The sequence below is a fragment of the Lewinella sp. 4G2 genome (assembly GCF_001625015.1).
Taxonomy (GTDB): domain Bacteria; phylum Bacteroidota; class Bacteroidia; order Chitinophagales; family Saprospiraceae; genus Neolewinella.
In genome coordinates this window covers 2,378,300-2,399,818 of the sequence record NZ_LVWJ02000014.1, presented here as the reverse complement: position 1 = coordinate 2,399,818, position 21,519 = coordinate 2,378,300, and the positions used below count along the sequence as shown (strand labels likewise).

At 54.3% G+C, this 21,519-nt stretch carries 13 protein-coding genes; 8 read left to right on the top strand and 5 right to left on the bottom strand.

Annotation, left to right across the window (positions count from 1 at the left end):
- The first annotated feature begins 70 nt into the window (after positions 1-70).
- The 3 genes from A3850_RS10210 to A3850_RS10200 all read left to right on the top strand — a co-directional run bounded on the left by A3850_RS10210 (position 71) and on the right by A3850_RS10200 (position 2,273).
- A complete protein-coding gene (locus tag A3850_RS10210; RefSeq protein ID WP_197494033.1) occupies positions 71-1,183 on the top strand; it encodes an energy transducer TonB in 1,113 nt (370 codons plus the stop codon).
- Positions 1,184-1,240: 57 nt separating this feature from the next.
- On the top strand, positions 1,241-1,831 hold the full coding sequence (locus A3850_RS10205; RefSeq protein ID WP_068216182.1) for a hypothetical protein: 591 nt from the start codon (positions 1,241-1,243) through the stop codon (positions 1,829-1,831).
- A gap of 142 nt (positions 1,832-1,973) precedes the next feature.
- A complete protein-coding gene (locus tag A3850_RS10200; protein ID WP_068216180.1) occupies positions 1,974-2,273 on the top strand; it encodes a putative quinol monooxygenase in 300 nt (99 codons plus the stop codon).
- Between the two features lie 51 nt (positions 2,274-2,324).
- On the opposite strand, the gene A3850_RS10195 is transcribed toward A3850_RS10200, so the two are convergent.
- Positions 2,325-3,578: an O-antigen ligase gene (locus A3850_RS10195; RefSeq protein WP_068216178.1), complete on the bottom strand. Its 1,254-nt coding sequence runs from the start codon at positions 3,576-3,578 to the stop codon at positions 2,325-2,327.
- A 174-nt stretch (positions 3,579-3,752) separates the two neighbouring features.
- Between A3850_RS10195 and pheS the strand changes: the two genes are divergently transcribed.
- The 3 genes from pheS to A3850_RS10180 all read left to right on the top strand — a co-directional run bounded on the left by pheS (position 3,753) and on the right by A3850_RS10180 (position 8,675).
- A complete protein-coding gene (gene pheS / locus A3850_RS10190) occupies positions 3,753-4,811 on the top strand; it encodes a phenylalanine--tRNA ligase subunit alpha (protein ID WP_068216176.1) in 1,059 nt (352 codons plus the stop codon).
- Positions 4,812-5,068: 257 nt separating this feature from the next.
- Positions 5,069-6,757, top strand: coding sequence for a DUF1800 family protein (locus A3850_RS10185; protein WP_157501052.1), 1,689 nt, complete (start codon positions 5,069-5,071; stop codon positions 6,755-6,757).
- 73 nt (positions 6,758-6,830) lie between these two features.
- Entirely contained in the window at positions 6,831-8,675 is a 1,845-nt protein-coding gene (locus tag A3850_RS10180; RefSeq protein WP_068216170.1) for a DUF1501 domain-containing protein, read from the top strand.
- A gap of 106 nt (positions 8,676-8,781) precedes the next feature.
- Here A3850_RS10180 and A3850_RS10175 read toward each other — a convergent pair whose 3' ends face one another.
- The 4 genes from A3850_RS10175 to A3850_RS10160 form a co-directional block, all read right to left on the bottom strand.
- Positions 8,782-9,747, bottom strand: a complete 966-nt coding sequence (locus A3850_RS10175) for a magnesium transporter CorA family protein (RefSeq protein ID WP_068216168.1) — start codon at positions 9,745-9,747, stop codon at positions 8,782-8,784.
- Between the two features lie 254 nt (positions 9,748-10,001).
- The gene (locus A3850_RS10170; protein ID WP_157501050.1) at positions 10,002-14,621 is read right to left on the bottom strand and encodes a PKD domain-containing protein; all 4,620 of its coding nucleotides are present in this window, start codon (positions 14,619-14,621) and stop codon (positions 10,002-10,004) included.
- 30 nt (positions 14,622-14,651) lie between these two features.
- The gene (locus tag A3850_RS10165; protein ID WP_157501048.1) at positions 14,652-17,408 is read right to left on the bottom strand and encodes a hypothetical protein; all 2,757 of its coding nucleotides are present in this window, start codon (positions 17,406-17,408) and stop codon (positions 14,652-14,654) included.
- Positions 17,409-17,435: 27 nt separating this feature from the next.
- Positions 17,436-18,497, bottom strand: a complete 1,062-nt coding sequence (locus A3850_RS10160) for a PorP/SprF family type IX secretion system membrane protein (RefSeq protein ID WP_068216162.1) — start codon at positions 18,495-18,497, stop codon at positions 17,436-17,438.
- A gap of 462 nt (positions 18,498-18,959) precedes the next feature.
- Between A3850_RS10160 and A3850_RS10155 the strand changes: the two genes are divergently transcribed.
- Together A3850_RS10155 and A3850_RS10150 are read left to right on the top strand one after the other, a co-directional pair.
- On the top strand, positions 18,960-19,973 hold the full coding sequence (locus A3850_RS10155; RefSeq protein ID WP_157501046.1) for a right-handed parallel beta-helix repeat-containing protein: 1,014 nt from the start codon (positions 18,960-18,962) through the stop codon (positions 19,971-19,973).
- A gap of 68 nt (positions 19,974-20,041) precedes the next feature.
- Complete coding sequence (locus A3850_RS10150) at positions 20,042-21,505, top strand: DUF389 domain-containing protein (RefSeq protein ID WP_068216158.1); 1,464 nt, start codon at positions 20,042-20,044, stop codon at positions 21,503-21,505.
- The last annotated feature ends 14 nt before the right edge of the window (positions 21,506-21,519 follow it).

The following is a 21,519-nucleotide window of genomic DNA, read 5'->3' as shown; positions in this document are numbered from 1 at the left end:
GGCGGATGGTTTCAAAATCTCCGGCACCAAGCTGCCGTACCTATTTAGCTTTACCCCAAATTTTACCGGTTTGAAATTTATCCTCTTTTTCCTCGCTTCCCTACCCTGCCTCTTGTTTGCGCAGGAGGCTCCGGCGGACACCCTTGCTCCCGCAGCGCTCGGGGATACGACCATTTACTCTTTCGCCGATGCGGCCGCGCGTTTCCCTACCCCCTGTGAGCGTTACGACACGACCGCGCAGGCAAAAACGGAATGTTCGGACATTGCCGTGCTGGATTACGTCAACCAGCGCGCAGGTTACCCCGAGGAGGCGCGTCGACAGAACATTAGTGGCACGGCGGTCATCGCCTTTGTCGTAGAAAAAGAGGGTATCATTTCCCAGGCGCGGATTCTGCGTGACCCGGGTGGTGGCCTCGGTATCAGCGCCCTGCGCGCCGTGGCGGAGATGGCTTCCAATGTCCGCTGGATTCCAGCGATGAAGGATGGTAAACCCGTCCGCTACCGCTACACGCTGCCCATTCGCTTTAAGTTGGAAGCGCCCAAACCTTACGTGCTGACGGACCGGGATACGGTGTACGTCGAGTTCGAGCAGCCCGCAAAATTTATCGGGGCGGATAGCACTTTTGGTAACTACTTCAATAAGAACATCTCCTACCCCAGCTCCGGGGAGGACTCCTGCCAGATCGGTCAATTGGACGTACAGCTGCTCATCAAGCAGGACGGTAGCGTTACCGTACAGGACATTACCGACTATAATGACCTCGGTACTGACTTTACGTTTGAAGCCATCAACGTCGCTACCAATTCCTTCCGCCAGTGGAAGCCCGCCGAGTACCAGGGCCGCAAGGTGACGACGGCTTACGACATCAGCGTCGTCTTTGCGCCCCAATCCGCCGCCTGCCAGTCGACGGTGACCAATTACAACTCCGCCGCGGCGGCTATGAACGAGGCCCAGGTAATGGTGCAGGACACCAATCAGCTCGACGCCGGCCTGGCTAAAATGGACCTGGCCATTGCCCAGTTCCCCAAGGATGGTCGTTTCCGCATCATCCGGGGGCAAACGCGGATGGACAACAACCTGCTGGGTGGCGCCTGCGAAGACTTCCGGGTGGCGAAGAGGATCGCGCTCATCGATTGGTACGATCAGGTTTTGCCCCTCCTTTGCCGCGGCGTCGAGGAGTAAGCAGACTGGCGATCACCGACCAACCAACCCTTTTGCAGACCTGGTGTCATTCCTCGTATGAAGTACGTCCTCTTTCTCTTACTGTGCCTTCCGACCTTGCTGCCCGCCCAAACGGCTCAGTCGGCGAAGAAGTACGAGGCGACCTGGGAGCAGACACGGTACTGGGACCAAATTAACAATGCGGACGGCCGTTTTCAACTCCTCTCCCCCCAGGAGTTCGAGCACCAGGTGGATAGCCTGGAGACGGAACTGGGCCAGCAAGCCTTCCACACCTATTTCTTTAAAACGCCGGACCCGCGCAAGGCGGAGAACGTGATTTACGTCCTTAGCTATGTCGATTACCCGGCGGGCAGCCTTCACCACGATAGTACGGAACTGGTGCAGGAGTTCCTGACCACGACCGAAGAAGAAGCCATTCGCTCCGTGGGTGGGACGCTCGTCTACGCCTCCGAAAAAACGATCTCCAATTACCCGGGCCGCCAGTGGCGGATCGATTACAACAATGACGGCGCCACCGCCCGGACGCTCGCCGTCGTGGCAGGTAACCGGTATTACGAACTGAAGGTCTTCAGCCTCAAATCGTCCGGACCGAACAAGGCGGCAAATAAATTTTTCGATTCCTTCCGGCTTTTCGACCCGCCGGAGTAATTGGTGCAAACTTCTTGAATTCGGACCAACTTTCTGGTGCAGGATACCCATAGGCAGCAACAATTGCGTGCTCAGATTCTTTGGTGCAGTGTGCGGAGAGCGCATTGCCGCACCAAAGAACTAAAATACCAAAGCACCAAACATGTCTAAGCAACTTTACCTAATCGCCAAGTTCGATCTCAAGAAGGCCGACAAAGCCTACCCCATCTTCAAGAAGCACGCCAAGGCCAGCCGCGCCAAAGTGGGCTGCCTCTTTTTCTACCTCATCCGCGATAAGGATGACCCGAGCAAGTTTGCAACCATGGAATGCTGGGAGAATTACAGCTACTTCGAGCAGCACGTCGCCGACGAGGAACACGAAAAATTCTTCGGCAAGATCAAAAAGCACTTCCGCAAGGACCCGGAGGTCATGGAAGCGGACCTGGTGATGGGGATGGAATAATGTTCCGGATCCCTACAAACAGACGATAGCCAACTACTGCCAACCCGGCGTTCAGGAATGAGCGTCGGGTTGCTCATTTGTAGCCGGTGGCTCTCTGGTTCCCACGAGCAGCAAAATCAACGCGAAAGCCGATACCCCTACCGTATTCTCAAGCGTATTCTCCACCAGGCAACTCAGGAAAAAGACCGTCCAAATGGCGAGGTATGCCGGATCACGCCGGCGGAAACCTATTCGGGCCAGTACCAAGAAACTACCCAGTGTTATGATTCCACCAAGAAGGCCGCTACCGGCCAGGGCGCTGACGAATTGGTTGTGGGGTCGTTTCCCCTTGGGGCCGAGACCGATATTGGTGTAGCGGCGGTCCGTTTCCTGCAGCAGGTTACCGGGGCCAATTCCCAGCTGCGGATGGTCTAAAAAAATATCCCAGCCGATGCGAATGCTGGTCATCCTTCCCTCGTCGCTGTACTCATGCTGGTCTACGTTGACGTCGCGGTGGAGGAGTTCGTAGCGGACGTAATCCATCTTCGTCCGGAAGCTGGGGACGGCTACGTAGGCGACGATGGGCAGCAGGATCAATCCGGCGATGGCGACGGCGGCGGGCCACCAGGTTCCCCGGCGCCAGCCCTCCGCCAGGATCAGTACCCCTACCCCGGCGTACGCCCCCGCCAACCCACTGCGGACGGCCAGGAGATGAAGCCCCACAAAAAGGAAGCCGGCCAGGCCCCACCAACGCTTTTGGTAGCCCAGCGCTTTCCGTTGTCCTGCGTAGTATGCGAAGAACGTACCCATCGCTACCAGCAAACTGAATCGGATGTGGTTCCGCGGCACCGGCATCGGCCGGCCCTGGCTGATGAGTTCGTTGATCTCCGCAAAGTGAAATCCGTAGTTGACGAATACCCCCAGCAGGACGACGCCCAGGAAGAGAGCGAATCCGCCGAAGATCAAATTACCGGTCTTCCGGTCCAACGTTGGCAGGCCCGGCCAGATCAAGGGGAGGCTCAGCAGCGGGATCTTGATGCGGAGGCGTTCGAGGTAGTAGGGCCAGTCTTCCGTTTGCCAGCCGCCCAGGAGTAGGAGAACGTAGAGGGCGATCAACGCTAAGGGAAGTGGACTTTTAATCCATTCCCCAATCTCGGCCCGCCACTTTGGATTTAGGCCCTTCAGTGGGTCCAGCAGGCCCAGCACCACGATGCCGATTAGCCCGATGGAAAGAACGGGTGGGGAGATCACCAATCCGAAAAGGGCACCGGCCAGGAAGAGTAGGTAGAGGTATATCCGGTAGGTTTCGATCCGATCTCTCGACATAGCGTGCGCAAGTTAGCAAGAGGATACCGGGAGGCTCTAAAGTGTTTCCTCTAGCGCCACGCTCACCCTTATTTACCCCCCATTTCATCGCACCCGCGCGAGCGCCCAAACTAGGATTAGCAAGGTGCGAACGCACTAAAAGCCGCCACCGAATGCGCTATATTTGCGGCCGATATGGCAAACGAAGTTTTCGGTCGCGTAGAAGCGATCATCGATGAGATCAATGGCGCGACGGCCGCGACGGCGCAGGAAGTGGAAGCTTTCCGCATCAAGTACCTGGGCTCCAAGAACACGCTGAAGCCACTGATGGGCGAGATGCGCAACATCCCCAATGAGGAGAAGCGTGCGTTCGGCCAGCTCGTGAACAAGGCTAAGCAGGTAGCGCAGGAAAAATTCGACCAACTGCAGGACGCTATTCAGGAAGCAGCGGGCGCTGACGCAGGTGCCGGGTTGGATCTGACGGCGCCGGGTGAGCCGATGCCCCTGGGCAGCCGCCACCCGATTGCCCTGACGATGCGCCGGATCATCAGTATTTTCAGCCGCATTGGGTTCAACGTCGCCGAGGGGCCGGAAGTAGAGGACGACTGGCACAACTTCTCCGCCATGAATACGCCGGAGGACCACCCCGCCCGCGATATGCAGGATACCTTCTACGTTGGTGAGCAAATGCCTTCCGGACCGAATAATACGGACATGCTGCTGCGGACGCACACCAGTTCCGTACAGGCCCGGACGATGGAAAACGAAAAGCCACCCATCCGCATCATTGCCCCCGGCCGGGTGTACCGTAATGAGACGATCAGCGCGCGGAGCCACGCCCAGTTCCACCAGGTGGAAGGACTATACATCGCCGAAAAGGTCAGCTTTGCCGACATGAAAGCGACCCTGCTGCACTTCGCCCGCGAGATGTACGGGGACAAGACGAAAATCCGCTTGCGCCCCAGCTACTTCCCCTTCACCGAGCCGAGCGCCGAGATGGACATCTGGTGGGGCCTCGAAACAGAGCATGACTACCGCATCACTAAAGGAACCGGCTGGCTGGAGATCCTGGGCTGCGGAATGGTGGACCCCCAGGTGCTCATCAACTGCGGTATCGACCCCGAACAGTACACCGGTTACGCCTTCGGGATGGGCATCGAACGCCAGGCCATGCTGCTCTACAACATCACGGACATCCGGTTGATGTTTGAGAACGACGTTCGCTTCCTGAAGCAGTTTGCCTCCGTCCTGTAGCCAAACCCGGACGTAGCGACATTTGCCAGGCACAGAATTTGGCACACGTGATGGAACCCTAGCACTATGCAGACGTTAAAATCTTGCACAGTTGACCGTGCGTGCCTTATCTTTAGAATCGAATTACGACGGAGCGCCTTGCACGGCAACTGTCGTCGGCTTACGTAAACCAACCCCACAGTAAATCACTATCTTGACTGGACTGCTCGCAACGGCGAGCGGAAGGAACCTGCTTTTGTAACTAAATAATTTTTATTGTGACTATATCCACTGCACCCGTTGCACCGGCTGCCGTATCCGGTCTGTCCCCCTATACCGGACCGTGGGAGAAGGCCCAGGCAGCCCATTTACTACGCCGCTGCATTATGGGCCCAAAACCCGTAGAGATTAATGATGCCGTTGCTGACGGCCTCGACGCTACCCTGGATAAGCTATTCGCGACGCCCGTCGTCCCGGCCCCACCCGTTAATCACTTCTTCCCCGATGACCCCTACGTAGCCGTGGGTCAGACTTGGGTCAATTCGCCGCGTAACCCTAACGTTGACGTCGGCCCGTACCGTTCCAATTCGCTCCGGGGTTGGTATTGGAACCACCTGATCGATGCGCCCGGTACCATCATGGAGCGTCTGGCGATGTTCTGGATCAACCACTTTGGTATGTCCGACGTCGGTGAGCAGCGCGCGCAGTACCAGTACATCCAACTCTTCCGGGAGTTTGGCGCCGGCAGCTACAAGGAGATGATCGAAAAGATCACCGTGCACCCCGCCATGCTGCGTTTCCTGAACGGTGATTACTCCAACAAGTGGGAACCCAACGAAAATTACGCCCGGGAACTCCTGGAGCTATTTACCATTCAAAAAGGTCCCCAGATTGCTCCCGGTGATTACACCCATTACACCGAGCAGGACATTAAAGTAGCGGCCCGGATTTTGACCGGTTGGCGCAACCGTGGCATGTGGAGTGAGGAGGACATCCCCGTAGAGAGCTACTTCTTCGCAGAGTGGCACGACGATGAGACGGACCCCAATAATCCGAATCAGAACATCAAGCAACTGAGCGAGAAGTTCGGGAATGCCATCATCCCCAACAACGATGAGAATGAGTATAAGGATCTCATCGCCATCATCTTCGACCAACCCGAAACGGCCCGCGCTATGTGCCGGGAGATCTACCGCTTCTTCGTGTACTACGACATTACCGACGCCATCGAGGCGGACGTTATTGAGCCCCTCGCTCAACACATGATCGATAATGACTTCAGCATGGAGTCAACGCTTCGTCTACTCTTCAGCAGCGAGCACTTTTACGACATGGCGGTTCGCGGGCCCATCATCAAGAATCCATACGAGTACATGCTCTCGATTGCCCGGCCATTAGGCGGGTACACTCACCTCGGTCTTAACCTCGTGGGCAACGAGAACTCTCCTGAGATCTGGACGATCTACAATATCGGCCGCTCTTACCACTGGAAAGGGGACTCCCTAAACATGGACTTCCTCTACCCGCCCACCGTAGCTGGCTGGAAGGCCTACTACCAAACGCCAAACTACTACCGCAACTGGATCAGCTCTTCCATGCTGCAGGAACGGCGCCGCACGGTAAATAGCTTCACCTACGGGGGACTGTACACGCAGACGAATGACGGCGACTACGACCCACGCCCCTTCGACTGGATGGGCTTCATGGAGGCGCTCAGTAATCCGGCGGACGTCAACGAAGTAGTGCAGGAGTCCATAGAGATCTTCCTACCGCGAGACTTGCACCCCGACCAATTTGATGCCCTCAAGGACCAACTCCTCCAGGGCCAGGAAGACGGCGAGTGGACGATTCAGTGGAACAACTACCTGGATAGCCCCTTCGATCCGGATACGGTGAACCCCTTGCGCAACAAGATCAAGGACTTCTACCGCTCCCTCTTCAGCATGGCTGAATTCCACCTTCAATAGTAACTATCCCGGAGCTGCCTTCCGCTTGCACGGCAATTAGTGCAACGGTGGCCTTCGCAAAAATATACCGATCATGGATCGTAGAAAATTCCTGCGCCGCAGTGGCGCGCTAAGTCTCCCCCTGCTCACCGGCCTTCCCGGCGTACGGGCGGCGGGGTCTTCCTTCCTTACCAGCCTGTTGCCGCGTAATTCGGACCGGGTACTTATCCTTATCCAGCTTAACGGCGGAAACGACGGATTAAATACGCTCATTCCTACTGACCAATTGGGTGCCTACCAAGCCGTTCGGCCCGTTACCCACCAGGCTACTGGTCCGTTGAAAGCGCTTACGACCAGTTTGTCTTTGCACTCCCGGATGGGCGGCATGCAGCAGCTCTTCAATGAGGGAAAGATGAGTATCATTCAGGATGTGGGTTACCCCAATCAGAATCGTAGCCACTTCCGCAGTACCGACATCTGGAGTACCGGATCGGACGCAACAACCGAACTGGATACCGGCTGGCTGGCCCGCCACCTCGATGTGGACTTTCCCAATTTCCCCGATGGTTACCCGAACACTACGCAGACAGATCCTCCGGCCATTTCCATGGGTAACGTAGCCAATGCTACGTGCCAGGGGGTAGTGACCAACCTGAGCCAAACGGTTCAGAACCCCTTCAACCTGACTTTTCTCTCCCCCGGGGGTGATACGCCGATCCCCGACGATGCCTACGGTGATGAATTGGAGTTTCTGCGAATCTCCATCGAGCAAACGAATGAGTACGGTACGGTGATCAACAACGCCGCCGTTGCGGGTACTACCACCGCTACTTACCCCGAGGGGCAGTTACAAAACCAGTTCCAGAACATCGTCCGGCTGATTAGCGGTGGCCTCAGGACTCAGGTTTACGTAGCCACCCTTAATGGTTTTGACACCCACGCTACCCAGGTAGAAGGTGGCGATTCCAGTGCCGGCCACCACGGCAATCTGCTGGAACACTTATCCGAATCCATTGCCGCCCTCCAGAATGACCTCGAAGCCCAGGGCATCGCCGACCGCGTGATGGGTATGACCGTCAGTGAGTTTGGCCGGCGCATCAAGGAGAACAACAGTATGGGCACCGACCACGGTACGGCGGCTCCACAATTCATCTTTGGCAACTGCGTCAGCGGTACCGTACTGGGCGACAACCCCACCATCGATATTGAGGTGGATCAGGATGCCGGCGTCCCCATGCAGTATGACTTCCGTGATGTGTACGGATCCATTCTGAAGGATTGGTTCGAAGTTCCTGAGGCTGATATCCGCACCCTTCTCTACCCTGGCTTTGTGTACCTTCCAATCGCCAATGGCTGTGCGGCTTCCCTACCGGTTGATCTAATGGACTTCACTGCCACCGGTAAGCAGAAGTCAATCGATCTGGCTTGGCAGACGGCGAACGAAACCAATAATGAAGGTTTCGAAGTCGAGCGTAGTATGGATGGTCAAACCTTTAGCCGCATTGGCTGGGTTCCCGCAGCTAGCTCCGATCGGTCGGGCGTGCGCGCTTACGAACTAAGCGATCAGGATGTTACGGTTGGCCCCTTGTACTACTACCGCCTACGGCAACGTGACTTGGACGGTGCTTTTGAATATTCTCCCGTCAAGACCGCGCGGTTGAAGGGGAGTGCCCTTGGTGAGTGGTCCGTCGGAAATCCATTCCCGAACCCGGCGACGGCGGCGACGACCGTTCAGGTATATGCTCCCGTTGATGGCCGCGTCAGCTTCTCTATTTTCAACGCTGCGGGCCAGCGGGTAGCGGGAGACTCCACGAATTTGCTGGGCCGTCGGGATACCAGAATCAACCTTGGGCTCGGCCGGCTACCGGCTGGTGCCTACACCGTACGCTTCGCTTTTGACAACGGTGATTACCGAACCCGGAAGTTGATTATCAATTAAGATTTTGTATTAATTCATCATACTCCCAATTGCTGAAGGCGGCCGTTCCTGGTGGACGGTCGCCCTTTTTTATCTCCATTACTTTGCACCCGCGGCAGCGCCATGTTTAGAACATGCGCTTGCTGCGGAAGTAGTAGATGACTCCGAAACTCAGCAGGATAGAAATGAGAATGATGCCCAGGAACGCCAGCAGGTTGCTCTGCCCCTGGAATGGTACCGCGACGTTCATGCCAAAAAATGAGGCTACTACCATCGGTACGGTCAAGACAATGGTGATTAGCGTAAGCCGCTGAATGGTAATATTCAGGTTGTTACTGATAATGGAACCGTAAGCATCCATGGTGCCATTCAGGATATTGGTGTAGATGTGCGCCATCTCCAGGGCCTGCCCATTGTCAATCACGATATCTTCAAAAAGGTCCGTCAGGTCTTCGTCCTGGCGGATTCTCAAGAAATCCGTACGTTTCATTTTAGCCTTCAGTAGTTCATTACCGTTGAGGGCGTTGATGAAGTAGACCAGAGATTTTTCAATACTGAGGAGTTGCTTAAGTTCCCGATTTCGGCTGCTTTCGTACAGTTCCTGCTCGATCAGATTGCGCTTTACGTTGAGCCGCTTCAGGCAGGTCAAATACCGGTAAACCGTATTCTCCAGAATGCGCAGTACGAACTTTGCCTGGTCAGCGGGGTCGATGTTCTTAAGCTTGTTATCCGTAAAGAGCCGCAGGACAGGATGCACTTCGGTACTGGTAATCGTGATCAGATAGCCACCGGTGAGAATGATACCGAGTGGTACCGTCACGTAAATGCCTTCATTTGATTCTTCTGACTGCTCTTCCCGGGACAAAACGGGGGTATTCACTACGATCAGGCGATTCTCTTCCTCCCGTTCGTAACGTGAGCGTTCGTCAATATCCAGTGGGTCCGTGAGGAAGTCAATCGGTAGCTCGTGGCGCTCGGCGACCCCTTTGAGTTCATCCGGTGCAAAGGGCGGGCAGAGGTGTACCCAACAGTCGTTTTCCAGCGCCGGCACTTCTTCCAAACGCGTGCCCCGGTAGGCGTAGTAGCTGATCATGGAAGAGGATTTTGGTAATGGGTGGCAAAGATAGTCGCTAGCCAACTATGTAAGCACTCTGGTGTCACTCGCATTTTCTTAGGCGGGACAAATCAAAGTGGTGTGTATATCCCAATAAGCGCGCGAATAATTGAGTGGCGCTGCCGCAGGTGCAGGCCAAATGGAAGACGAACCGTTAACCAATGAACGAGCTAAAACTAAAATCCGCCGCCCAAATCATTGGACGGCGGATTCAAGCGCGGGGGTCTGATCGCTTAACGCAGGATCGTGATGTTACCCTGCTGGATGAGCTCTTCACCCGTCGGGCAAACTACGCGCAGCCAGTAGCCGTAAACATCGGGCTCCAGCCGGTCGCCGTCCGTCGTACCATCCCAGCTTTCCAGGAAGGAATCGCTAGCGTAGACTTCCTGTCCCCACCGGTCGTGGATGATCCAGCGGAACTCAGTGAGGCGCTCACCGAAGTTGGAGCGTACCCGAAGCTCATCATTGATGTTATCCCCGTTTGGTGAGAAGGCATTCGGTACGAATACGCGGTCTACATCACAAACGGGATCTTCGACGAGAAGGGCAATTTCTACCACTTCAGTACACCCATTGGAGGATACATCCACCATGTAAACAAAGTCACCGGGTGCATCCGGAGTGGCAACTACGGTTGATCCGTCATCGGGATCAATACTTCCGTTAGGAATAGTCCAGTCGTAATCACAGTCGTCACATCCGGTAACGGTCAACGTAGAGGTTTCGCCCAGAATGATCATGTCAGGTTCGGCTGTGCCACCGAGGCCGCTCAGATCACGGTAGGTAGCCGTCGTCGTTTCGGTAGTTGAACATCCTGTCTCAGGGTCAGTAGCGGTGACGGTAATGGTCTGGTCTTCCGTGCCGACGAAGATTGGACGGCCTTCACCGTCGAACATGACTGAACCTGCTGGCTCAAACGTGTAATCTAGATTGCTATCAAATCCTTCGGCAATAATCTGCGGAGCATCATCTCCCGCACAGGCATTAACCTCGTTAAGTACGAGCGTTGGGGGAGATTGCGCAGCGATGGTAACCGTGATGGTGGTATCACAACCAAACTGGTTAGTCACTTCTACCATGAGGTCCACTGAACCTTCAGCGGGGGTGGTGATCATAACTGTAGCCTCATTCAGTGGGCCGTTGATGATATCGTTGGCCTCCCAGGCGTAAGTCAATTCGTCACCTTCACGGTTGTTGACTACCGTGAGCGATGTATCCGTACCGCCACAGATAGCGATGCCCGCCAAATCAGCGTCGATGGCAGCGTCCACTTGGTTGTTCTGGATCGCGATGGTGTCCATCGTCGTACAACCGAACTGGTTAGTACCCGTAACGATGACCGTATCAACACCGTTAGGAGTAAGGGTGATTCCGGTGCCATCGCCAATTGGGTTACCATTGATGTCCGTGTAGGTAACGGTGATGGTATTGTCTCCGTTATCGCTAAGGTCTACCGTCAGTTCAACGTCTTCACCACAGGTTTGTACCGTGGGGATTACGATGCCAGGTGTACCACCGGTTCCGCCACCGCCGCCGGTTCCGCCGCCACCGGTACCACCGCCACCAGTGCCTGGGTCAGGCGCATTTGGGCCGGTAAGGGGGCCGTCGGGACCATTAATGATTAGGCTGATGCTATCGGCAATGACTACCTCTACGGTCGTTTCCGTTTCACAGTTGAAGTCCGCATTGTTGGACGTAACGGTTACGGAGTAGATACCAGCCACAGAAGTAGTTGGGTTATTCTCACTAGGGTCGAAATCAGGAGATGGTGACCAGGTGTAGGTCCGGCCATCACCTTCTCCACCGGGATTGAGCTCGGTGCTTTCTCCCGGACAGATGGTCACGTCGGTAAGCTCGAGTTCGTTAAGCTCTACGGTAACCGTACGCATAATTTCATCGGAACAACCGTTGGAAGTATTTACGACCAATGTGGCCGTTACCGTTCCGGATTCCGTCACGGTAAGTGAGGGGTTGGCATCCGTAGAGGTGGTTGGCGTACCTCCGGTGAAAGTCCAGCTGTAGCTAAGATCTCCACCAGTCAGGTTAGTAGTCTGGTCGGTGAAGTCTAAAGTAGCAGAGGTACCGTCGCAGTTATTCAGATCAGCCGTGAACTCCGGCACGAGTGGGTCTTCTACGGTAGTTACCGTAGTGGTAAACTCGCTAACGCACTCCTGGTCGATGAAGAGTGTGAGGGTTACTTCGAAGGTTCCAACGGAAGAGTAAGTGTAGGTTGGGTTCGCTTCGCGGCTGAAACTGCCGTCACCAAACAACCAGAGGTAACCGAAATCTACGGTACTGGTATTGGTGAAGTTCACCGTCAAACCATCACAGTCGGTTTCGGAAGTGAAGCTGAGTGCATCGTCTTCGTCAATCACGATCAGGGTAACCATTTCTTCGGTATCACAGCCGAATTGATTGGTAGCAACTAGCGTTACATCGTAAATACCGGCATCACCGACAAATTCGGGGTTAGCCGTCGTTTCGGTACCCGCAGCAAAGATGTCGGCGGGGGTCCAACTGTAAGTCAGGACATCGTTAGGGTCAAGGTTCTCTACTGATAGCTCGAGGTCCTGGCTGAGACAGGAGATAATCGTATCGGGGAGGCTGATGTCAACGGGTCCGCCGGTGACGTCAAAGTCGATCTCTTCGGTACAATTGTCCGCGTTAGTGGCACGGATGGTGTAGTCCGTAGCTCCGCTTACGTTTACTTCGAAGCTGGCATTGGTACCACTCATCGTGTTAATGACGTTGCCGTCAGCATCCAGTAGTTCAATGGTAGTCGTATTGACCGTGGTAGCCGTTACCGTAGCGGTTGCTTCACAGATGGGGCCGCCACCGTTAACTTCAAGGCCGATCTCTGGAGATACGGTCACGAGTACGGTGTCCATTGCCTCACACCCTCCGTTGTTGGAGATTGTTACGATGTACTCCGTAGTTACTTCCGGAGAGAATGTTGGGTCATTTGAGTTAGGATCATCGATGCCCGTGGTGGGTGACCAGCTGTAGTTGAGGTCCTCAGAACCAGCTTGGTCAAACTGAATGGATTCACCGAAACAGATGAACAGATCGTCGGGGAAGCCAGTCACGTCAAAGTCGATAACCTCCACGGTGACACAGACAGTATTGGAACAACCATTGTCGCTGACAACCGTGACGCAGAACTCACCTGGCTCGGTCACCACCACTGATTCCGTAACGGCACCAGTGATCCCGGGTCCCGTCCAGGCGTAAGAAACAATTCCTGCAGTGGATTCGTCAATCGCAGTAAGCGTCGTCTCACCTCCTTCACAAATTTGCAACTCACCTTCGATCCGAACGGATACGACGGGTACGCGGGCTCTGAACTCGACGGTAGTATTAGCAAACCAGTAGGTATTAAGCGTATTCTTATCGCCATAACCGACGGTCTCATCATCCTGGAAGTTCCGACAGTTTTGACCGGCAGCGATTTCAAAGAAGTCCCACGAGCGTGGTGTCTCGTCACAAACGGCGCCGTTACGGGCGTCTTTTGGTGCACCGGTTCCCGGATCTTCCGTGATGTCGCGATCATCCCAGTAAAGGATGTTGTTTGCGGTGGCCGCACAAGCTGGGCGGACGGTTTCTACACAGAAGCCATTGCTCATGAATTCTACGTCGAATACAGCCCAGTGCTGGACACCCTGCGAGTAGTTCACCAAGATATCGACAGTGTCTACATCCGTTGCGGGAGTACCGTCACCACGCAGACCATCCCAAGGGATACAAGCCATTAAGTTGTCCTCCGTGAATTCAAATACTAGAAGTACATCGTTGCTTCCCTCGTCGAACATGCCGTTACCGTCGAAGTCAAGGATTACGTCAGCTTGCCCAGGATTGGACACACTAACGTCAAGACAGAACTCATCGGGGCCGTTACAGCTGAATTGGTCAGCAACCGTCACCGTTCCACATTCTCCACTTGGGAACGCTGCCTCGTCGGGAAGCGTAAGGAAGATGGGGAAGCGAGCAGCCTGGCCAGTAGCATTGACACCGGGTACGGACATCCGGTCCGCAGCGAGATCGCCAGAAGTACCGGGGCCAGTAGCGTTGAAGGCAACGTCAAAGGACAAACCGATGAATCCAGAATTGGTAAAGTCGATCCGGGATACGAACCCGTCATCCGTGTAGGAGTAGAGATCACCGTTGAAGGGGCGGTCGAATTCACAGAGTGGTAGGTCTTCCCCATTAATTGGTGGGGTACGGAAGGACCAGCTACGTGACCAAACACGGCCATCAATAGCGGCACCACCTGCGTCGGCTACCGTGAAGTCCCAGAATGGGATCAAGAGGCGACCGTTGACGTCAGGGGGAAGGTCACTAAATTCGATGGAGTAGTCACCAGCTTCCGTTGGGGTAAATGCGTAGATAGATTCACCATTCTGCATCGCATCAGTTGCGTAGACACCGTATTCGGCACCCGCCCAATCATTAACGTTGGCGTTGTTGTTATCCACGGTGAAAGGACCGTGTACAACAGTCAGTGTGCCATCATCGTTGATGCGGCGAACGCGGAAGCGGTAACGCGATACGGAAAGCGTGGTGTAAAAATCACCATCCCGGTTGGCTTCTGCAGAGAGGCCCATAAAGAGGGTTTCTCCGGGATTAGTGATGGTGGCTACGAGACGATTGAACGGCTCGGAGTCAAAAGAGGCGAAATTGCCTAGGTCATCGTTCTCTGCCTCGAGCATCACCGGAGCATCAGCGGCCGTAGGCGCAACGTCCCGGATGCCGGCAGCAGAGAGGTTAATAGAGAAAGAAAATGCCAGTGCCACTAAAGCCAGGGTAAAAAGATTACCTGCCACAGCGGAGAAGCGTTGATTTAGAATTGTTTTCACGGTAGAATACTTTAAAAGTCGCTGAGGAGATTATTTCTTGGACGTGGACAATGGCTTACGCAATTCTACACGGCGCTCAAGCGATGCTTCGGTGCTGTAGATTGATTCACGTTCACGGTCGATGCGCTCGTAGATCTTTTCGAGTTTCGCGGTAGTTTCACCAAACGCGGTCTCGGAAAGGGTCAGTTGCTTGCTATCCAGGTAGCCACCCAGCACGCCTCCACGGTAAGCGCGGAAGAATTTTTCGAGAGACATATTACGGCGTGCACTCAAACGGCGGTTGTATTCCGTCGGGGCGCGGGGGCTAGCGAAGCCTGCCAGTTCAAGATTGAAAGTGTTGCCACGCTCCAGGTAAGCGATCAGTGCGTCACTGAAGTTGGTTAATTCAGTCCAACCAGCACGAACCTCCGTATCGAAGAATTGGTCGATCTTATTACGCGTCAAGAAAGCTTGCTGGTTGTCCATTCCCTCAGATGCCTTTTCCCGGAATACGGGCTGGCGGTCGAGGTAAGGGTAGTAGGTCTGCTCGTAGTTGCGGCGCGTTCTGGAACTGTAGGCGTCTGGATCCGGGAAGTCATTGTCGAAATACACTTCAAACGGAAGGAACTTAGCGGGGTCATCTGGGAAGAGTGGAACGATGAACACTAGTTTACCACCACCATCGATCAGATCTTGCTGTGTAAAGGTCAGCGTATCCCGACGGGGGAAGTAACCGTCGCGGGTAGTGTTTAGGTAGAAGGGTTCGTCCAGATTCACGGTGTAGTAGAAGTCGTTACCATTGGGGTTGACGTCTTCTCCAACCAATTTACCGCTGCGCTTCACTAAGCGAATGGCGGCATTGGAGAGTGGCTCTTTAGTAATACCATCGATGACCCGAATTTCGAGCTGTTGCCCTAAGTACAGATCTCTACGGATGGTCGTTGAACCGCTGTTGGCATCGTAGTCACGGAGATCAACTTCCGTAGAAGCTTCGCCGAATCCGGCTTTCATGCCCTCCACCTTGTAGCGTTTACCGATCTCCAGTTCGAAGTGGCTGTCGTTACCGCCGGTGTTGGTTACCTCATCAATGAGGGTGAGCGCTCCGTTATCTGCCATTTCGTACAACTTGATGGTAGATCCGGGTAGCGGCTGCTCATCGACGTTATTGAAGGTGAATACATCCAATTTGACTGCCGGTGCGAGGTACATCATCCGCTCGATGGAAGTTTCGTCCACCAGCTCGGGGCTGTTCAGATCAAACTCATCCATGGCAGTGGTGAATCCATCCTTGGTAGCCTTTAGTTGGTACTTACCACCGGGCTCAACGATGAAGTCGAAACCGTTACCGGTGAGGTTGGTCATTTCTTCAACGAGGACGGGGCCACCGGGAGTCATCTCGTATAGCGCTACGGTTACACCTTCGAGTTCTTCCTTAGTTAGGTCGTTGAAGGTGAGTACTTTAAGTTCGATGCCCGTTGGAGGCGTGAACTCGTAGATATCGTAACAACATACCTCTTTGGCATCTTCGTAGTAGATGGCTTCACCAGTTTGGCGGCGGCTGGCCATGTAGGCCTGTTCCGTCTCGTCGTACTGTACGTAGTAAGCGTCGTCAGCAGCGGAGTTGATGGGAGAGCCGAGGTTGACGGGTTCTCTCCAGGAGGTGCCGGAAAGAGAAGCACGGTAAATGTCGAGGCCACCGAAGGTGAACCGACCATCCGTAGCAAAGAACAAGGTGTTGCGGCCTTCGTGCCAGAAGGGCGTGACATCGTCATCTTCCGTGTTGATGTCCCGTAAGTTCTCGGGGGTGCCGACGGTACCGTCAGCGCTGAGGCTAGCACGGTAGAGGTCGCGCCCTCCTACACCACCGGGGCGGTCGGACGAAAAGAAGAGGTAGCTATCGCCGGTATTCTTATCGACGCCAACATTTGGCTGGCCGGTGTAGTAGCCAGCTTGATTGATCTTCAGCATGGAGCCATTGGTCCAGCTACCGTCCGTACCTACGTTAGCCTTATACAAGTCACAACGGAGTTGATCGTAGTCACGGAAGTCACAGACGGAGTAGTACACCATCTTCATGTCTTTCGTGAAGGCGGTGTGCGCAACATTTTTGTCCGCAACGTTGATGCCTTCTGCGAGGGGCTGAATGCCAGCGGTTCCCGTCTGCTTGAAGATCTTACTGATGGTACGGTTTGGCGTCAAACTATCACCGTCCCACTCCATTTTATTGGAGGAGAAGTAAACGGTATTGTTTGGCCCACGGGTGTAAGCGACATCAGAGTCATCAGAGTTAACATCCGTGCCGAGGTGGCGAATCTGCATGTCCTCCGCCTTGGCGAGTTGGTCGATGGCCCAGTTGGAGTCCTTAATCTTTTTGGTGGCATCCATGCGCATTTTCGCATCCGCACTAGGTTGCATATCCAGGAAGGTCTGGAAACTAGCGACGGCCTGGTCGTAGAATCCTTGGCGGAACTGGTTGGCACCGAGGTAGTACTTGGCCAGTGGGTAGTCTCCCTTGTTTGAAGTAGAATCAAACTTCATCAGGAACATCTGCCCCTGTTCGTAGGCAGCCGTTTTGTAAGCGGCTACACCTGCTTTGTAGTAAACCTCGGAAAGCCGGTCCTTGCGGCCAGCGGATCCATCCCACTCATCTTCTGCAGCGATTGAGTAGAGTCGGTAGGCATTATAGTGATCGTCCTTCTGCATGGCGCGATCGCCGGCTTCGATGTAGCCGGAGAAACTTTGGTTCTGAGCATCAAGCGCAACTGACGCGAGGAACAAAAGTGCAATTAGGTATATAAATCTTTGCATAATAATGGATCTCTAGTAGTTGGATGCTTAAATCAGTGGACAAACCTTAAACTCGGGGAGTGGGCGAGCTTTGCGGATGATGTAGCGTACTGACAGTTCCAGACCACCTTTGTTTTCCGTGGCGATGTCGAAAGCACTTGTATTGAAATCATAGTTGAGGCCTACCCGTAACGTATTATAGGTTACCTCGAATGTAGGCCAGTAGGCATCCTGGCGAGCATCGCGGCGAAGACCCATGCCAGCCATCAGGCTGATCTGGCGGCCCAGCTTGTTAGTTAGCCAGATCCGGCCACCCAGTACACCGACGAGTTCATCGTAGAAAGCTCCCTGGTTCTGGTAAGTAATGTTACCAACCACGTCAACGATGGGGAGGACTTGAAGCGTAGCATTTACGTATGGGCTCAAACGGCGCTCGAGGGGTGCATCATCATCATCGTAGAATGCCTGCTCGGGCTGAGTGATGTGGTGAAGGGCAACACCAAGGTCCACCTTGCTGCGGCGGTTATTGCGGAAAACCAGGTAATCCGTCTGCTTGCTCTGCAAACGAAGGTTGATACCGGCGCTGAAATCGGGGAAGATCTGACTGGTATTGTCGAAGGACTCCTGTGAGGGAAGGGATTCGACGTATTCTCCACGAACCGGATCGAATTGACGGTCGAACCGGAGGCCACCTTCATCAAAACTCCGTTGGATCACGGCTGCCTTGGCACCAATGGTGACAAAGGCCGTTTGGGATAGTGCTCGGGTGTAGGATCCGTTCAGGTCCAGGTTCAACCAGGTCAACTTACTATCACCGGCATTGTCGTAATTGAAAGCAAGGCCACCTGCGAAGAATCCCTTCGGATTGCTTGTTTTGCGGAACTGCTTATCGACTGCCAGCGTCACGGTTTGGTAATCCACCGGTACGTCCACCCACTGGGATTTGTAGTTGCCCATAAAACGAACATCACCGTTGAACACTCCGGTGAGGGCCGGATTGAGGTGCAGCGGTGCGTTGTAAAACTGGGAGTAGTGGAAATCCTGGCCATAAGACAGGGAGGACAGCCCTACCAGTAGGAGGGCTACCAGGAGCGAGCGGGGAGAATTCATGAGTGAGATTCTATGAAATGGTAAAAGTATTCTCATACTATGGTAGGTCGTCGGTACGCTCCGCGCTGGGGGCGGAGCTGATGTTGTGAGTTGGTTATTTCTTGGGCACCATGAGTAATGCCGGAGGGTCTAGCTTGGAATACACGATAAAAGTACAATACAATCCGCACTTAAGGAATAATGTCCGCTAGATTGCGGCAGCGCTCCGCCGGCTCGGATAATTAATTTGCCGTTAAACTGTTGGTAATTAGCGAGTAAGTGGCTAGTTTTGGGCGTTCGATTTTTAGCCTAGTTTTTCCGGCACACGGTCCGAAAGCAAGAATACAATTTCAAGCCTCAGGTTCGTTTTATTTGCCGACGGATTTCCTTTTACCCGATGTCATATCTCACCCAGACACTTGAACTACCAAGAAACCACCGCAATTGAGCGGTCTTTACACATTAGGTAAATTATAGGAAAACTTGAAGTACCTACTTTCGGCTGTTATTATTCTCGTCTCCATCATCCCGATGAATGCGATGATCTACCACGTCACCCCCAACGCCAAGGCGAAGAATACGGGGAAAAAGTGGTCCAGGGCTACCACCTTACGCCAGGCACTGAATCACGCAGTCGCAGGAGACGAAATCTGGGTGGCAATGGGTACCTACCCAACTTCTACAAGTAACAATCCGCTCGCCACCTTCACCGTTCCCGCGGGTGTAAAGGTTTACGGAGGTTTCCGTGGAAAGGAAAAATCACTACAGCAACGGCCCGTTGACGGGCGGTCGACGCTAAGCGGAGAACTAGGGGAAGCACATAACCACGACGATAACGCGCACACCGTAATGACCCTGGAAGCAGCCGGAGACTTATCCAGCGTCGTTGATGGATTTAACCTTATCGGCGGCAATAGTAAGAATTACCAGGATGGGCTATCACCCAAAAGCGCTGGTGGCGGCATGATCGTCCTGAGCAATGGGGACTATACCACCCAACACCAGATCATCAACTGTACCTTCGAAGACAACAAGGCACACAACGGGGGGGCGGTACTCATCCGTGGTGGACGGCCGCTTTTCTCTAACTGCAAATTCGTTACCAACACCGCCGACTTCAACGGTGGCGGCGTCTACAACGACGGCGAGGGTAAACTATCTAACCCCGTATTCGAGCAGTGCGAATTCATCGATAACGCCAGCAGTACCGGCGCGGGGCTGACGAACAACTCCGTCAACGGAGAAACCACCCCCATGCTGATCGGCTGTCAATTCATCGACAACGTCTCCCTGATCAACGGGGCCGCAATCTTCAACATTCGTAAGGATTCCGGCAAGGGCGAGCCCGTCATCGAAAATTGTAAGTTCATCGGCAACGAGTCCATCATTGGTGATGACATCTTCGACCAGGGAGATGGTGCCCACCTCAATTACTTGGAAGAGACCACCGGCCAACAGGGAGGCACCCTCCGCCCAGTAGCCGCCAAGCGCCGCTAGGTCCGTCCCAATTCCTACTTTTACGGCCTTTCATCATCGGCGGTGCGCGGCACCACCTCACTACTCGTATGGCAGACCCCAAGGATCCTAAACATCCCGCTACTCCCCTTCCCTCTTCGACCAACGAAAAGGAAGTCACCCCCGGTGAAGGCCTCGCGGAATGGTTCCATGATTTCCTGGACCTACGGACCGGTAGCGACCGTGCCGGGGCCGTAGAATCCATCATCAGCGGTAAGCAAATGCGGGGCTCCAATGCGTGGATGCTCGTCTGCTCCATCCTGATCGCCAGCCTCGGCTTGAATTTGAACTCTGGCGCCGTCATCATCGGGGCCATGCTCATCAGCCCGTTAATGAATCCGATTCTCGGCATCGGGCTCGGCGTGGGTACAAATGATACGCCACTGCTGTGGAAGGCCCTCCAGAATTTTGGTATCTCCATCGCCATCGCCCTCACGGCCAGTGTACTCTATTTCGCGCTAACGCCCATTGACACCTTTACACCGGAGATGCAGGCGCGGACGGAACCGACCATTCTCGACGCCCTCGTTGCCGTCTTTGGCGGGCTGGCTGGTATCATTTCCGTTACCCGCAAGGATAAGACGAACGCCATCCCGGGTGTAGCCATCGCTACGGCGTTGATGCCCCCGCTCTGTGTTGCTGGGTATGGGATTGCACTAGCCCTAACTGACCCCGCAGCTGGTTTTCAGGTCTTCTGGCGGAGTAGCTACCTGTTCTTCATCAACTCCTTCTTCATTGCGGCGACGGCCTACGTCATCATCCGGCTGTTGCGATTCCCCTACCGGAAGTACCTCACTAAAGCGGACGCTCGCAAGAGTATGCTCATCGTTGGAGCCATCAGTATTCTGATGATCATCCCCAGTGTCTACATCCTGAGTGACGTTCTTGTGAGGCTACGCGAAAACGAGGCGGCGAAGAGTTTCACGGAGACGTTTTTTCCCGCCAGCTCCTCCTCTTACTTGCTGGATCGAGAGAATAAGGCGGCCCCCTTGTTGATCTACCCCATCAAAAATCGGCTGATGAGCCGGGATAGCATTGATCACTACACCAAGATCTTACGCGAACCTCCCTACGGCTTGACAAACGCACGTATTGTAACGGATACTAGTCTCAGCGCCAGTGCCATGGCTTCCATTCAGCGTAAACTCTCAACGGTAAGTAACCACCAGACGAGACTGTCCGACGTAGAGTACCGCTTGCAATTGCTAGCGCAGGAGGTAGCACAATTGGAGGAGCTACCCGCTCAGTTTCGCGACACCGTAGCGTTCAATAGAACCCGAAGACAGTTAATCGAACAATTCCCCATGGTGACAAACCTGGCGCTATCGCGGGCCAAGGTTAGTGGTGACACCTTATCCTCTAATGGTGATTTGCCATTAGCCGTGGTAAGTTTAGAACGTCCCGGCAGAAGGCCGCCGCTAAAGGCAATCAAGCAAGAGAAAGCAGCCCTCCAACAATTTTTACAAGTTGCGCTTGGGAGGGACTCCGTCATCCTCATCGTCGAAGAGCAATAAAGAAGCCCCCAGCG